General features: G+C 73.7%; 12 protein-coding genes and 2 rRNA genes. 7 read left to right on the forward strand and 7 right to left on the reverse strand.

The features are described from left to right. Positions 1 to 16: 16 nt before the first annotated feature. Together AB0O00_RS06080 and raiA are read right to left on the reverse strand one after the other, a co-directional pair. Positions 17 to 775, reverse strand: a complete 759-nt coding sequence (locus AB0O00_RS06080) for a response regulator transcription factor (RefSeq protein WP_329929205.1) — start codon at positions 773 to 775, stop codon at positions 17 to 19. 248 nt (positions 776 to 1,023) lie between these two features. After that, a complete protein-coding gene (gene raiA / locus AB0O00_RS06085; RefSeq protein WP_363648899.1) occupies positions 1,024 to 1,719 on the reverse strand; it encodes a ribosome-associated translation inhibitor RaiA in 696 nt (231 codons plus the stop codon). Positions 1,720 to 2,089: 370 nt separating this feature from the next. On the opposite strand from raiA, the gene AB0O00_RS06090 reads away from it, so the two are divergent. Then, positions 2,090 to 2,812, forward strand: a complete 723-nt coding sequence (locus AB0O00_RS06090; protein WP_363648900.1) for a phosphoribosyltransferase family protein — start codon at positions 2,090 to 2,092, stop codon at positions 2,810 to 2,812. 23 nt (positions 2,813 to 2,835) lie between these two features. On the opposite strand, the gene AB0O00_RS06095 is transcribed toward AB0O00_RS06090, so the two are convergent. From AB0O00_RS06095 to mtrA, 3 genes are all read right to left on the reverse strand, one after another. Next, positions 2,836 to 4,689, reverse strand: a complete 1,854-nt coding sequence (locus tag AB0O00_RS06095; protein WP_363648901.1) for an LpqB family beta-propeller domain-containing protein — start codon at positions 4,687 to 4,689, stop codon at positions 2,836 to 2,838. Then, positions 4,664 to 6,664, reverse strand: coding sequence for an MtrAB system histidine kinase MtrB (mtrB, locus tag AB0O00_RS06100; RefSeq protein WP_363648908.1), 2,001 nt, complete (start codon positions 6,662 to 6,664; stop codon positions 4,664 to 4,666). The genes AB0O00_RS06095 and mtrB overlap by 26 nt, the downstream gene beginning before the upstream one ends. Before the next feature lie 112 nt (positions 6,665 to 6,776). After that, positions 6,777 to 7,454: an MtrAB system response regulator MtrA gene (gene mtrA, locus AB0O00_RS06105; protein ID WP_030061806.1), complete on the reverse strand. Its 678-nt coding sequence runs from the start codon at positions 7,452 to 7,454 to the stop codon at positions 6,777 to 6,779. Between the two features lie 286 nt (positions 7,455 to 7,740). Here mtrA and AB0O00_RS06110 point away from each other — a divergent pair, with 286 nt between their 5' ends. The 6 genes from AB0O00_RS06110 (at position 7,741) to AB0O00_RS06135 (ending at position 13,765) form a co-directional block, all read left to right on the forward strand. Continuing rightward, entirely contained in the window at positions 7,741 to 8,940 is a 1,200-nt protein-coding gene (locus AB0O00_RS06110; RefSeq protein WP_363648902.1) for a hypothetical protein, read from the forward strand. 5 nt (positions 8,941 to 8,945) lie between these two features. After that, positions 8,946 to 9,617, forward strand: a complete 672-nt coding sequence (locus AB0O00_RS06115) for a DUF4129 domain-containing protein (protein ID WP_363648903.1) — start codon at positions 8,946 to 8,948, stop codon at positions 9,615 to 9,617. Beyond that, entirely contained in the window at positions 9,614 to 10,828 is a 1,215-nt protein-coding gene (locus AB0O00_RS06120; protein ID WP_363648904.1) for a DUF4350 domain-containing protein, read from the forward strand. The genes AB0O00_RS06115 and AB0O00_RS06120 overlap by 4 nt, the downstream gene beginning before the upstream one ends. Before the next feature lie 65 nt (positions 10,829 to 10,893). Continuing rightward, the gene (locus AB0O00_RS06125) at positions 10,894 to 11,841 is read left to right on the forward strand and encodes a MoxR family ATPase (RefSeq protein ID WP_363648909.1); all 948 of its coding nucleotides are present in this window, start codon (positions 10,894 to 10,896) and stop codon (positions 11,839 to 11,841) included. Between the two features lie 38 nt (positions 11,842 to 11,879). Beyond that, positions 11,880 to 13,190, forward strand: coding sequence for a DUF58 domain-containing protein (locus AB0O00_RS06130; RefSeq protein ID WP_363648905.1), 1,311 nt, complete (start codon positions 11,880 to 11,882; stop codon positions 13,188 to 13,190). 62 nt (positions 13,191 to 13,252) lie between these two features. Continuing rightward, positions 13,253 to 13,765 carry a GNAT family N-acetyltransferase gene (locus tag AB0O00_RS06135; protein WP_363648906.1) on the forward strand — a complete coding sequence of 171 codons (513 nt, stop codon included), beginning with the start codon at positions 13,253 to 13,255 and terminating at the stop codon, positions 13,763 to 13,765. Between the two features lie 63 nt (positions 13,766 to 13,828). On the opposite strand, the gene rrf is transcribed toward AB0O00_RS06135, so the two are convergent. Further along, a 5S ribosomal RNA gene (rrf, locus tag AB0O00_RS06140) occupies positions 13,829 to 13,945 on the reverse strand. A gap of 71 nt (positions 13,946 to 14,016) precedes the next feature. Further along, positions 14,017 to 14,109: ribosomal RNA gene (locus tag AB0O00_RS06145) — 23S ribosomal RNA — on the reverse strand; the annotation flags it as partial.

A 14,109-nucleotide genomic window follows, 5' to 3' on the forward strand; every position in this document is an offset into this window, starting at 1 on the left:
GCCGCAGCGCGCCGCGTCACCCTATTTCGAGGATCTTCTCGCGCATCGCGTAGACCACGGCCTCCATCCGGGAGTGGAGCTGCAGCTTCTCCAGGATGTTGCGCACGTGGTTCTTCACGGTGTTCTCGCTGATGAACAGTTCCTTGGCGATCTCCCGGTTGTTCATCCCGGTCGCCACCAGCTTGAGCACCTCCAACTCCCGGTCGGTGAGCCGGGGTGCGGGCACCAGGTCCCGGTCGTCGGAGCGGCGCTGGATCATCGACTTGAACTCGGTGAGCAGCTTGGAGGCCATCGACGGGCTGATCTGCGACTGCCCGTCGGCGACGGCGCGGATCGCGGTGGCGACCTCGTCGGTGGAGATCTCCTTCAGCAGGTAGCCGGTGGCCCCCGCCTTGATCGCCTCGTAGAGGTCGGCCTCCTCGTCGCTTATCGTCAGCATGATGATCTTGGTGCTGGGTGCCACGTCCTTGATCGCCGTGCACGCCTCGATCCCGCTGCGGCGCGGCATCCGGACGTCCATCAGGATGATGTCGGGCAGCAGGTCGGCGGCCTTCAGCACGGCCTCGGCGCCGTCCCCCGCCTCGCCGACGACCTTGATGTCCGGCTCCTCGGCGAGCACGATCTCCAGCCCGCGGCGGAAGAGCGCGTGGTCGTCCACCACCAGCACGCGGATCGGCTCACCCCGGCGCGGTGCGTACGCGGGCTCGTCCCCCGCTCCCGGGGACAGTCCGGCTACCGGCCCCCCAGCGGGCCCCAGCCCGAAGTGATCGCCCATCCGCTCCTCCCCCTTCGCGGGACGTCGTGCGCCAATCATTCCACGCCGCGGCCACGCGACGGTCACCCTCCGATGCCGATTCCCCCGCAACGAGTGACTCCTCCGCCACGGCCCGCGACCGCGCTCGACCGGCGTTCGGCCACGGACGGTCCCGGAACGCCGGCGTCCACGAACGGCCCTTGGCCCGAAAACGCCGGTGACCCCGGCGGCCGAGGCCACCGGGGTCACCCGTTCATCGCTCCGGACGGTCAGTCCTCGTCGTCGGCTCCGCCGATCGCGCCACCCGCGCCGCCGCCCGCCGACTGCGCGGTGGGGTCGGTCTGCAGGTGGATGACACCGTAGTGGTAGCCGTGCCGGCGGTAGACGACGCTCGGCAGGCCGCTGTCCTTCTCCACGAACAGGTAGAAGTCGTGGCCGACCAGCTCCATCTCGTAGAGCGCCTGGTCCAGCGCCATCGGGGCGGCCGGGTGGGTCTTCTCCCGAACCACCAGCGGGCCTTCGCCCTCCACTTCCAGGGATCCCATCATGGTCTTGCGGACGGACCCGTTGGCTTCACCCTCCGGCGCCGTCGGCTCCGGCAGCCCGGCCAGGGCCGCGGTCGCCTCGGCGACGCTGATCGGGGTGCGGCCGTTGCCGCCCTTGTGCACCCGACGCCGGTCCGCGGACTTGCGCAGCTGGGCGTCGAGCTTCGCCGAGGCCAGGTCGAGCGCCGCGTACGGGTCCCCGGCGGCGGCTTCGGCCCGGATCACCGGCCCACGGGTACGGAGAGTGATCTCCACCCGCTCGGACCGGTCGGCCTGCCGCGGGTTGTGCTCCTTGGACACCTCGACGTCGAGGCTGATCACCTTGCCGTCGAACTTCTGGACCTTCTCCAGCTTCTCGGCCACGTGCTCGCGGAACCTCTTGGGCACCTCGGTCTTGCGGCCCTTGACGACGATGTCCACGCAGAACTCCGATCCCTCGTGCTGACGCCGATCCGGGTGCTACCGGACCGGACTGAGACCCAGCTGGACCAGCCCATCCACTGCCGGCCCCCCGCCCCCACCGCCAGCGGCGGGAACGACTGGCCCTCACCTCACTTCCTCCCCACCAGGGACGGTTGAAACCCCTTGAAGCCTTATCGAACACCTCACGCGGGGTTTTCGCCTCCCCAGGCTCGGTCGTGGGCATGGGCCAGGAGCGGTGGGCAAACGGTCAAGCTGTTGCACCCTGTTTACCCTCCTAGGAGTGAAGCATGGGTGAATACCTGGACAACACCCCCCGTACGGCGCATCCTTTGCTCACTCTTCGTGCCTGCCGCCGCCTGGAGCAGCCGTGCCACCCACCACCGAACCCGTCCGCCGCCCTTCCCCCCAAGGGCCGTTCGGCCACGCACTGGCCGATCTGCTGGACGTCCTGCTGCCCACGCACTGCGCAGGCTGCGGCACCGACCGCACCCAGCTCTGCCCGGCGTGCCGGCACGCCCTGGCCTCCTCCCGGCCGGGCCCCACCCTGCTGCCGTGGGCGCACGCCGCAGCCCCGTACGCCGACCCGGTGCGGCAGTTGCTGCTCGCCCACAAGGAACGCGGCGCGCTGCGGCTGGCCGGCCCGCTCGGCGAAGCGCTCGGCCGGGCGGTGCGCTCCGCCCTCGGGCCGCGCGCCGGGCTCGCGCCGCTGCTGCTGGTGCCGATGCCCTCGGCCCGGGCCGCCGTCCGCGCCCGCGGCCACGACCCGACGCTCCGGCTGGCCGCGGCCGCCGCGCGCTCGCTGCGCCGGGCCGGACTGGACGCCAGGGCCGCGCCGCTGCTGCGGCACGCCCGTCCGGTCGCCGACCAGGCCGAGCTGACCGCGGCCGAGCGCCGCCGCAACCTGCACGGCGCGCTCACCGTCCTGCCGCGCGCCCGCCGGAGCGTGGCGGGCCGTCAACCGGTGCTGGTGGACGACCTGGTGACCACCGGCGCCAGCCTCGCCGAGGCCGCCCGGGCACTGGCCGCGGCCGGCCTGCCGGCCCGGGCGGCGGCCACCGTCGCGGCGACCGGTGCGCTGCACGCCCCCTGAGGCCCGCTCAACCGGCCCCGGACTCAGCCCGGGTAGAAGAACGCGCTCGCCCGGTCCGGCAGCGAGACCTCCCGCCACTGACTGTTGGTCAGCCGGTAGATCCGCCCCTCCGTGGCCTGCAGCGCCAGCACCGGCGAGGCCTGCGCCAGCACGTTCGCCCGGGACTCCGAGGCCTCGGCGGTGGCCATGCCCTCGCCGCCCTGCGCCGGGGCGTCGGTGCTCGGGGAGCCGTCGGTGCTGATGTAGTGCAGCTGCGGGAGGCGGTCGGCCTCCTTGCCCAGCACCAGCAGCTGGTCGGACTCCGCCCAGGACAGCGAGGCGACGTCGGTGAGCGCCGGCGCCGCCGTGTGCAGCCCGACGATCCGCACGGTCGGCGCGTCCGGGGTACCGCCGTGCACGATCGCGCCGAACATCAGCGACCGGCTGGGCGAGCTCGGCCCCTTCACCACGAGGGCGATCCGGGCGCCGTCCGAGGAGACCCGGAGCATCTGCACGCTCTGCCCCTTCAGGTCCTCGACCGGGACGGTGTACGTCCGGTTGCCGCGGACCATCACCACGCGCGGGTCGTCCGGGCTGCGGTCCACCACCCAGAGGTCGCCGCGGCCGTCCCAGCTGGGCGAGGCGAGCCCGTCGTCGCCGCTGTGCGCCGAGGTGAGCACCGGCTCGGGCAGCGCGACCGCGTTGTCGGACAGCGGCACCGAGTAGAGCTGGTGGTGGTCGCGGCTGAGCGCGGCGGCCTGGGAGCCGTCCCGGCGGACGGCGAGGGGGCCGAGCGGGCTCCTTCCGGCCGGCTGCGGCTTGCCGAGCACGCCACGCACGGATTCGGTGCCGTTGTCGGTGATCTTCATCAGGGCACCGTTGTCATTGCGCTGCAGGTACTGCTGCCCGCCCAGCCCGACCAGCGCCCCGGGGCCGGTGAACGGCGAGTCGCCGCGGCTGGCCGTGCAGCCGTTGCGCCCGGCCTTCAGCTCCAGCTTCTCGACCTGGCCCTTGCTCTGCTCGGCGAGCGTGTAGAAGAGCTGGGTCGCCATCCGCCGGCAGGACACCGCCTCGGCGAGGTCGGTGCCGAGAAGCTGCACGTGGGCCACGCGACTGTCGTCGACGCTGACCCGGTCGACGTCGACGCCGCCGGGGAAGGCCGTCCGGACGGCCGGTCCGAGCCAGTTCGACGGCCCGCCGACCAGCGCCTTGGCCGCCGCCGTCAGCGGGTCCGTCCGCCGCCGCAGGTAGATCGGGTCGGCGACCAGCACGTCCGGCACCGGCCCGGCCGCCACGGTCGACGGGTCGGGCGCGGCGTAGAAGTACCGGTCCACCTGGCGGTAGCTGTTGCGGAAGTTGGTCTCGTTCATGATCAGGCCGGGCGGCAGCTTGTCGATCCGCCACTGCCCGTCCTTCTGCCGGACGAACGTGAAGTCGGACGACTTCGTGCTCTGCCCGGTCACCAGCCCGTACGTGTGCCGGGGATCGACGGTGGCGACGACCTGCCCGCTGATGGGCAGGGTGGCCGTGGTCTCCGTGTCGGGGAGATCCGTACCGGGCGGCGGCGCGGTAGCGGAGAGCACCGTGATGCCCGCGTCCGGGTTCCAGCTCGCGGCGGCCTCCTCGGTGAGGTACTTGCGCGCCGTGTCGTAGCCCTCGTCGGCCGTCACCGCGTCGAGGAAGCCGGCCAGCAGGTCCTGCGGCTTGGCGCCCTTGGCGGGCCCCACCGGGAAGACCCGCACCTGCAGGTTCTTGTCGGCCGAGCCCTGGGAGAGCTCGACCTTGGTGATGCCGCCCGAGTCCGGCATGGCCGCGCACCCGCCGGCCAGCAGGGCGACGAGCGCCCCGCCGGCCACCGCCGCGAGCCGCGGATCAGGCCTGCCGCTCGTCCTTCGCACGCTGCGTCCCCTCCGTGTCCGTCCCGCCCGTCAGATCCGGCTCCGCCGTGCGCTGTGCCACCGACGGCCGGCCGGGCGTGGGGTCCACCATGACCTGGGCACCGGTGGCACCGTACCCGGCCGCCGCCCACACGTCCGACGGGTCCGCGCGCGGGCCCTCCGGCAGCCGGACCTTGCCGAGGCCAGGGCCGATGTTCAGCACTCCGCCGAGGCCGCTGCCCAGGCTGCTGCCGGTGCTGTCCGGCGTCTCGGCCGCTTCCTCGGCCGCGGCCGACGCCGTCGCGCCGGCCGGGCTGATCGCCCGCCGGTACGGCGTGCCGTACGTGCCGAGGCCCCGGTTGTTGCGCGAGTCCTCCGGCTCCAGCCGGAACGGCGCCCGGCTGATCTCGCCGCCGCGGGTGCGCGGCAGGGTCAGCCGGAAGTGCGAGCCGCCGCCGGGCTCGCCCCAGGCCTGGAGCCAGCCGCCGTGCAGGTGCGCGTCCTCGACCGCGATCGACAGGCCGAGGCCGGTGCCGCCGGTGGTCCGCACCCGGGACGGGTCGGCCCGCCAGAAGCGGTGGAACACCCGGGACGCCTCGCCCGGCTTGAGCCCGATGCCGTAGTCGCGCACGCCGACCGCGACCGCGCCGTCCGCCGAACCCAGCCGGACCACGACGTCGCGGCCCTCGCCGTGCTCCAGCGCGTTGACCACCAGGTTGCGCAGGATGCGCTCGATCCGGCGGGAGTCCACCTCGGCGACGACCGGCTCGCCGTCGCCGCGGATCACCACGGCGCTGCCCTTGGCCTGCGCCAGCGGGTCCGCGGCCTCCACCACGCGGGCGACGATGTCGCGCAGGTCCACCGGCTCGGCGTCCAGGATCGCGGCGCCGGCGTCGAAGCGGCTGATCTCCAGCAGGTCGGCGAGCAGCGACTCGAAGCGGTCCAGCTGGCCCTGCAGCAGCTCCGCCGAGCGGGCCGCCATCGGGTCCAGGTCCTCGCGGCTGTCGTAGATCAGGTCGGCGGCCATCCGGACTGTCGTCAGCGGGGTGCGCAGCTCGTGCGAGACGTCCGAGACGAAGCGCCGCTGCACCCGGGACAGCTCCTCCAGCTGCCGGATCTGTGCCTGGAGCGCGTTGGCCATCCGGTTGTACGACTCGCCGAGGCGGGCGATGTCGTCGGTGCCGGTGACCTTCATCCGCTCTTCCAGGTGCCCGTCGGCCAGCCGCTCGGAGATCCCGGCGGCCATCCGGACCGGGGTGACCACCTGGCGCACCACGACCCAGGCGATGCCGCCCATGAGGATCACCACGAACACGCCGGCGGTCGCCAGGGTGCCGGTGACGAGGTTGAGGGTGTCCGTCTCCTGGCCGAAGGAGAACACGTAGAAGAGCTGGTAGCTGATGCCGGTGGGCCCGACGAACTGCATGCCGAGCGCCAGTCCGGGCTCGGTGTGCCCTCCGCTCTCGGCGGAACGGTGGATCCGGGTCGGCTGGTCGAACATCTGGCCGGGCTCGGCGTACACCTTGGCCCGCAGCGTGTCGGGCACGCTGATCGGCAGGATGTCGCCCGAGTAGCGCGGGCCGAAGCCCACCGCGTCCGGCATCACGCTCTGGCCGGTGCCGGGCACCATCGCGATCACCGAGTAGACCGTCTGCCCGCTCGCGGCCAGGTCGTTGACCTGCCGCAGCAGCCAGGAGCCGACCTCCTCGGTGACCGGGTCCGCCGTCGCGCCGACCCGCAGCCGCTGGTCCTTGGCCTCGTCGATCTTCTTCAGCTCGGCCTGGAAGCCGATCCTCGCCTGCTCGCGCGCGGAGGCCAGCTTGGTGTCCAGCAGGCCGGTGCGCACCTGCGCCACGACGACCACGCCGAGCACCAGCACCACCGCGATGGACGCCAGCAGCGACACCGCGACGACGCGCAGCTGGATCGAGCGGCGGTACAGCGCCGTCACCCGGATCGTGGGACGGCGCAGCTGACGGGTCAGCAGCGCGAGCATCGCGGCCGGGCCGCGCCGACGGCGGGTGGTCGAACTCAGCACGTCCCCGCGCACGGCGCCGGCCCCGTCGGTCGCGGAACCCGACGGGGAGTCGTCAGCCCGGTGCGTCACGTCAGCTGGGTCCGGCCTTGTAGCCGACGCCGCGGACGGTCACCACGATCTCGGGGCGCTCCGGGTCCTTCTCGATCTTCGACCGCAGGCGCTGGACGTGGACGTTGACCAGCCGGGTGTCCGCCGCGTGGCGGTAGCCCCAGACCTGCTCCAGCAGCACCTCGCGGGTGAACACCTGCCAGGGCTTGCGGGCCAGCGCGACCAGCAGGTCGAACTCCAGTGGGGTCAGCGGGATGCCCCGGCCGTCCCGCTTCACGGAGTGACCGGCCACGTCGATCACCAGATCGCCTATGGTCAGCTGCTCGGGCGTCGGCTCCTCGGCGCGGCGCAGCCGGGCACGCACCCGGGCCACCAGCTCCTTGGGCTTGAACGGCTTCGTGACGTAGTCGTCGGCACCCGACTCCAGGCCCACCACGACGTCGACCGTGTCGGTCTTCGCGGTCAGCATGACGATCGGGATCCCGGACTCCGCACGGATCTGCCGGCAGACGTCGATGCCGTCCCGGCCGGGCAGCATCAGGTCCAGCAGGACCAGGTCGGGCTTGGTCTCCCGGAACGCGGCTAGCGCCTTGTCCCCGTCGGCGACGAAAAACGGCTCAAAACCCTCACCACGCAGCACGATGCCGAGCATCTCGGCCAGTGCGGAGTCGTCATCAACGACGAGGACGCGTCCCTTCATGGCTCCATCTTCTCATTACCGGATTGTGACCTGCCGCACAGCAGTGCCAATGCTCCACAACGGCCAACTCGGCCACCTCGGAATTCCGGCCATACCGGGCGAATGACCCCCGATGGAGCGTCTCCGAACCATCCCGGAGCCGCGCCCGGACCACCGTGACACCCCCGTTTCCGTTCCGCGACCGGATACCCCTGGGGCCTGTCGGCGCCCCATGGCACGATGGGCCTGCGCGCGGGTGGAAGATCCACCCGGCACCGCGCCCCAGGACGCCCTCCGAGGAGCAGTGATGACCGACACTCCGGGCTGGGCCTCGCCCGGCTCGTCCGAGCCACCCCGCGACGACGCCCGGCCCCCGGCCGACGCGCCCGCCAGCGTGCCCGGGCCGTCGGCACCGCCCCAGCCGGGCGCCCCCGTCCCGCCGCCCGCCTGGGGCGGCCCGCAGATCCCGCCCGCCCGCAACGGCTGGGGCGGCCCGCCGCCCGGCCCGCAGGGCCCGTACGGCCCGTACGGCTGGGGCGCGCCGCCGAGCCCGAAGCCCGGCGTCATCCCGCTGCGCCCGCTCGGCCTCGGCGAGCTCCTCGACGGCTCCGTCTCCACCATCCGCAAGCACTGGCGCACCGCGCTCGGCCTGTCGCTGGGCGTCGCCGTACTCCAGCAGGCCGGTGGCGTCGCCGTCCAGCTGCTGGTCGGCGGGCAGACCGGCGACTTCACCGGCGTCTTCGTCGTGCTTGCCGGCCTGCCGCTCGACCTGCTGCTGGGCGTCATCGCGACCGCCCTGCTCACCGTGGTGGTCAGCCGCGCGGTCCTCGGCCAGAGCGTCACCATCCGGGAGGCCTGGCGCGGCGCCCGCCCCCAGCTGCTCCAGCTGCTCGGGCTCTCCCTGCTGACCGGTCTGATCCTCGGCGGCGTCATCCTGCTCGGCTTCGGCCCGCTGATCGGCTATGCGGCGGCCGGCGCGGCCTCGCCCGCAATCGTCGTGCTGCTGGTGATCGTCGGCATGCTCAGCGCGCCCGTCGCGGTCTGGCTCTGGATCCAGCTCAGCCTCGCCGCGCCCGCCCTGATGCTGGAGAAGCAGGGCGTCATCACGGCGCTCTCGCGCTCCCGCCGGCTCGTGCGCGGCTCGTGGTGGCGGATCTGCGGCATCACCGTGCTCGGCCAGATCATCGCCTTCATCGTCTCGTCGATCATCGCGGTCCCCTTCACGATCATCGGCCTGGTGCTCGGCTTCGGCGACCTCCAGCAGCAGGTCGAGAGCGGCGGCACCGCCCAGCCGCCCGTCACCCTCCTGATCGCCACGGCGGTCGCCGGCGTCATCTCCTACACCCTCACCGTCCCCTTCACCGCGGGCATCGGCGTCCTGCTCTACGTGGACCAGCGGATCCGCCGCGAGGCCCTCGACATCGAGCTGGCGCGCGCCGCCGGACTGCCCGAGTACGGCGGCACCGGCTGGGGCGGCCAGGCCGACGCCGACCCGACGAGGCTCTGAGCCGGATGCCTATCTGGGGGGAGAGGCTCCTCGCCGCGGGCGGCGCCCCGGTCACGGTCCCGCGTGACCCGGCCCGCGACGCCGCCCGCGACGAACTGCTCAACGCCGAGTACCACCGGCACGACCCGAGCCTGGTGCAGCGCGTCCTGAACTGGCTGAACGAGCAGTTCTCCGAGGCGCTCGACGCCATCTCCGGCAACGGCACCAGCGGCACCACCGGCCTGGTGTTCTTCCTGGTCGTCGCCGCCCTGGTCGCCGCCGCGCTGTGGTGGCGCCTCGGCGCGCCCAAGCGGTCCGCCCGCACCACCCTGGACGTCTACGGCACGGACGGACCGCGCACCGCCGCCCAGCACCGGGCCGACGCCGCACGCCACGCCGCCGCCGGCCAGTGGGCCGACGCCGTCCGCGAGCAGATGCGCGCCCTCGTCCGCGCCCTGGAGGAACGCACGCTGCTCGACCCCCGCCCCGGCCGCACCGCCGACGAGGCCGCCGCCGAGGCCGGCCGGGCCCTGCCCGAGCACGCCGCCGCGCTGGCCTCCGCCGCCCGTGCCTTCGACGACATCGCCTTCGGCGAGCGCACCGCCGACCAGGCCGCCTACGCGTCGCTGCGCGACCTCGACCAGGCCCTGGAACGCACCCGCCCGATCCTCGACCCGGCCCCGGGAGGCGCGGCATGACCACCACCGCGCCCGCGCCCGCCGTCGAGCCGCCCCCGACGGCCGTCCCGAGCAGCCTCGCCCCCACCGGCCGCAGCATGTGGCAGCGCTCCCGCTGGTACCTGGCCGCCGTCGCCTTCCTCCTGATCGGCGCCGTCGTCATCGCCGGCCTGAGCCAGGACCGCCGCTACCCGCCGCTCGACCCGCGCTCCTACGACAAGGACGGCGCCCACGCCGTCGTCGCCCTGCTCGAACAGCGCGGCGTCCCCACCACGCTCACCAGCGACCCCACCGTCCGCCCCACCGGCGACGACACCCTCGTCATCCCCGAGCCCGACCTGCTCGACTCCCGCCAGCTGCACGCCATAGCCGCCGCCGGACACAAGCGGCTCGTCCTCATCGCCCCCGGCCCGGCCGCCCTCAGCGCACTGGCCCCCGGCGTCCGCGCGGGCGACGAGCGCGGCGCCCCCGCCTGGGCCACCGTCCGCAGCACCGCCCCCGACTGCACGCTCCCCGAGGCCGAGCGCGCCGGCAGCGCCGACATCGGCGGTCTCGTCTACACCAGCGGCAGCCGCGGTACCGGCTGCTACCAGCGCAACTACGGGTTCCCCCTGGTCAGCACCCCCACGCCGGACGGCGACGCGATCATCCTCGGCAGCGCCGAGCTCCTGCAGAACCAGCTGCTCGCCAAGGACGGCAACGCCTCCCTCGCCCTCGGCCTCCTCGGCAACCAGCCGCACCTCACCTGGCACCTGCCCGACTACGGCTCGCCGGCCGCCGAGAGCACCGGCCACCGCAGCTTCACCGACCTCATCCCGGCCGGCTGGCACTGGGCCACCCTCCAGCTCGCGGTCGCCGCCGCCCTGGCCGCGCTCTGGCGCGCACGCCGGCTCGGCCCGGTGATCAGCGAGAACCTGCCCGTCGTGGTCCGCGCCGCCGAGACCACCGAGGGCCGCGCCCGGCTCTACCACCGCGCCAAGGCCCGCGGCCGCGCCGCCGACGCCTTGCGCCGCGCCGCCGCCCACCGCCTCGCCCCCACCCTTGGCGTCCCGCTCAACGCCGGCGCACCCGACCCCGAGGCACTCTGCGCGGCCGTCGCCGACCGCCTCACCACACGCCCCGCCGGGGACGTGCGGGCCCTCCTCTACGGCCCCGAACCGACCGACGACGCCGCGCTGCTGCGGCTCGCCGACGACCTCGACGCCCTCGAAAGGCAGGTACGGAAGCCGTGACCGAACAGGCCACCGCCCAGCTCCACACCACCTCCGGCACGGCACCCGCCACCCCCGGCGCCACCATCGACCCGCGCCAGGCCCTGACCGCCCTGCGCACGGAGATCGGCAAGGCCGTGGTCGGCCAGGACGCCGCCGTCACCGGCCTCGTCGTGGCCCTGCTCTGCGGCGGCCACGTCCTGCTGGAGGGCGTCCCCGGAGTGGCGAAGACCCTGCTGGTCCGCACCCTCTCCACCGCGCTCAACCTGGAGACCAAGCGCATCCAGTTCACCCCCGACCTGATGCCCGGCGACGTCACCGGCTCGCTCGTCTACGACGCCCGCACCGCCGAGTTCTCCTTCCAGCCCGGCCCGGTCTTCACCAACCTCCTCCTCGCCGACGAGATCAACCGCACCCCGCCCAAGACCCAGGCCGCCCTCCTGGAGGCCATGGAGGAGCGCCAGGTCACCGTCGACGGCGTTCCGCGCGCGCTGCCCGTCCCGTTCCTCGTCGCCGCGACGCAGAACCCGGTCGAGTACGAGGGCACCTACCCTCTGCCCGAGGCCCAGCTCGACCGCTTCCTGCTCAAGCTGATCCTGCCGCTGCCCGACCGCGACCAGGAGTTCCAGGTCCTCTCCCGGCACGCCGCCGGCTTCGACCCGCGCGACCTCGCCGCCGCCGGCGTCCGCCCGGTCGCCGGGCCCGAGCACCTCACGGCGGCCCGCGAGCAGATCGCCGCGCTGACCGTCTCCCCCGAGGTCCTCGCCTACATCGTCGACCTCTGCCGGGCCACCCGGCAGTCGCCGTCCCTCTCCATCGGCGTCTCGCCCCGCGGTGCCACCGCCCTGCTCGCCGCCTCCCGCGCGTGGGCCTGGCTGGCCGGACGCGACTACGTCACCCCGGACGACGTCAAGGCGCTCGCCCTGCCCACCCTGCGGCACCGCGTCGCGCTGCGCGCCGAGGCCGAGATGGAGGGCGTCACCGCCGACTCCGTCATCCAGGCCGTGCTCGCCCAGACGCCCGCCCCCCGCTAGACCGAGCCCTCACCGGGCACCCCGAAGGAGCGCACCGCATGGCCCTCACCGGGCGAACCGCCCTGCTCGCCGCGCTCGGCGCGCTCGTCGTGGGCCTGCTGCTGCCGTCCTGGACCGGGATCGGCGTCGTCACCGGCGCCGTCCTGCTCGCCGTCGTCGCCGACCTGGTGCTCGCCGCCCCTGTCCGCAGCCTCCGGCTCGGCCGCGGCGGCGTCACCACGGTCCGCCTCGGCGAGCCCGCAGCGGTCGAACTGACCGTCACCAACCCCTCCGGCCGCCCCCTGCGGGCCCGGATCCGCGACGCGTGGGCCCCGTCCGCCTGGCGCCCCGGCACCGCCGGTGCCGCCTCCCGGCACACCCTGACCGTCCCCGGCGGCGAACGGCGCCGCGCGACCACCGTCCTCGTGCCGACCCGCCGCGGCGACCACCACTCCCACCGGGTGACGATCCGTTCGCTCGGCCCGCTCGGCCTGGCCGGCCGTCAGAGCTCCCACCTCGCCCCCTGGACGGTCCGCGCCCTGCCGCCCTTCGAGAGCCGCAAGCACCTGCCCTCCCGGCTCGCGCGGCTGCGCGAACTCGACGGCCGCACCTCGGTGTTGACCCGTGGCCAGGGCACCGAGTTCGACTCCCTGCGCGAGTACCTGCCCGGCGACGACGTCCGTTCCATCGACTGGCGCGCCAGCGCCCGCCGCCACACCGTCGCCGTCCGCACCTGGCGCCCCGAACGCGACCGCCACGTGCTGATCGTCCTCGACACCGGCCGCACCTCCGCCGGCCGCGTCGGCGACGCCCCGCGCCTGGACGCCTCGCTCGACGCAGCCCTCCTCCTCACGGCACTCGCCACCCGCGCCGGCGACCGCGTCGACCTGCTCGCCCACGACCTCGGCCCGCGCGTCACGGTCGCCGGGCGCTCCCCCAGCGAGGTCCTGCCCGCGTTCACCAACGCCATGGCCTACCTGGAGCCCGCGCTCTACGAGACGAACATGCGCTCCCTGGTCGCCACCGCCCTGCGGATGGCGCCGCACCGCTCCCTGGTCGTCCTGCTCACCGGCCTCGACGCGGGCCCGGTCGAGGAGGGCCTCCTCCCGCTGCTGCCACAGCTCGTGAAGCGCCACGAGGTGGTACTCGCCTCGGTCGCCGACCCCCGCCTCGACGAACTCGCCGCCGGCCGCGGCACCGTCGAGGCCGTCTACGGCGCCGCCGCCGCGGAACAGACCCGCGCCGACCGCCGCCGCACCGCCGACCGCCTGACCCGCCACGGCGTCACCGTCCTCGACGCCCTGCCCGGCAAGATCTCCCCGGCCCTCGCCGACACCTACCTCGCCCTCAAGGCCGCCGGCCGCCTCTGAGTCCGGCCCACCCTGGCGAAAACCCAGGTGGCACGGACGCGCCGCCCGCATAGAGTCGGGCGATGCCCGAGCTGAAACGGCTGCACGCCGAACACGCCCCCGCGGTCCTGGCCTTCGAGCTGGCGAACCGCGCCTACTTCGCAGCGTCCATCCCCGACCGCGGCGACGACTTCTTCGATCAATTCACCGCCCGCTACAGCGCTTTGCTGGCCGAGCAGGACTCCGGTCTGTGCGCGTTCCACGTGCTCGTCGCCGAGGACGGCTCGATCCTCGGCAGGTTCAACCTGGTCGACATCGAGCACGCGGACCACTCGGCAGTACTCGGCTACCGGGTCGCCCAGCACGCCACCGGCCACGGCCTGGCGACGGCCACCGTCCTGGAACTGTGCGGGCTGGCGGGGTCACGGTACGGGCTGCGGACGCTGCGGGCGGCCACCACGCACGAGAACACCGCGTCCCGAAGAGTACTCACGAAGGCCGGGTTCGTCCCGGTCGGACCGGCCGGCCCGGACGACCTGAGCGGAAAGACGGGCACCTGGTTCCAGCGCGACGTAGTGCAACAACGGCAATCTTGAAACGCACCCGGAAACGCAAAGAACCCCCATCCGGAAACCGGATGGGGGTTCTTCAGAAGAATTGTTCGGCGGCGTCCTACTCTCCCACAGGGTCCCCCCTGCAGTACCATCGGCGCTGTGAGGCTTAGCTTCCGGGTTCGGAATGTAACCGGGCGTTTCCCTCACGCTATGACCACCGAAACACTATGAAACTGTCGACCCGCCGGCAAGGCGGTCGTTGTTTCAGAACAACACAGTGGACGCGAGCAACTGAGGACAAGCCCTCGGCCTATTAGTACCGGTCAACTCCACCCCTCACAGGGCTTCCATATCCGGCCTATCAACCCAGTCGTCTACTGGGAGCC

Origin of the sequence: Kitasatospora sp. NPDC093558 (assembly GCF_040683475.1) — a bacterium.
GTDB lineage: Bacteria > Actinomycetota > Actinomycetes > Streptomycetales > Streptomycetaceae > Kitasatospora.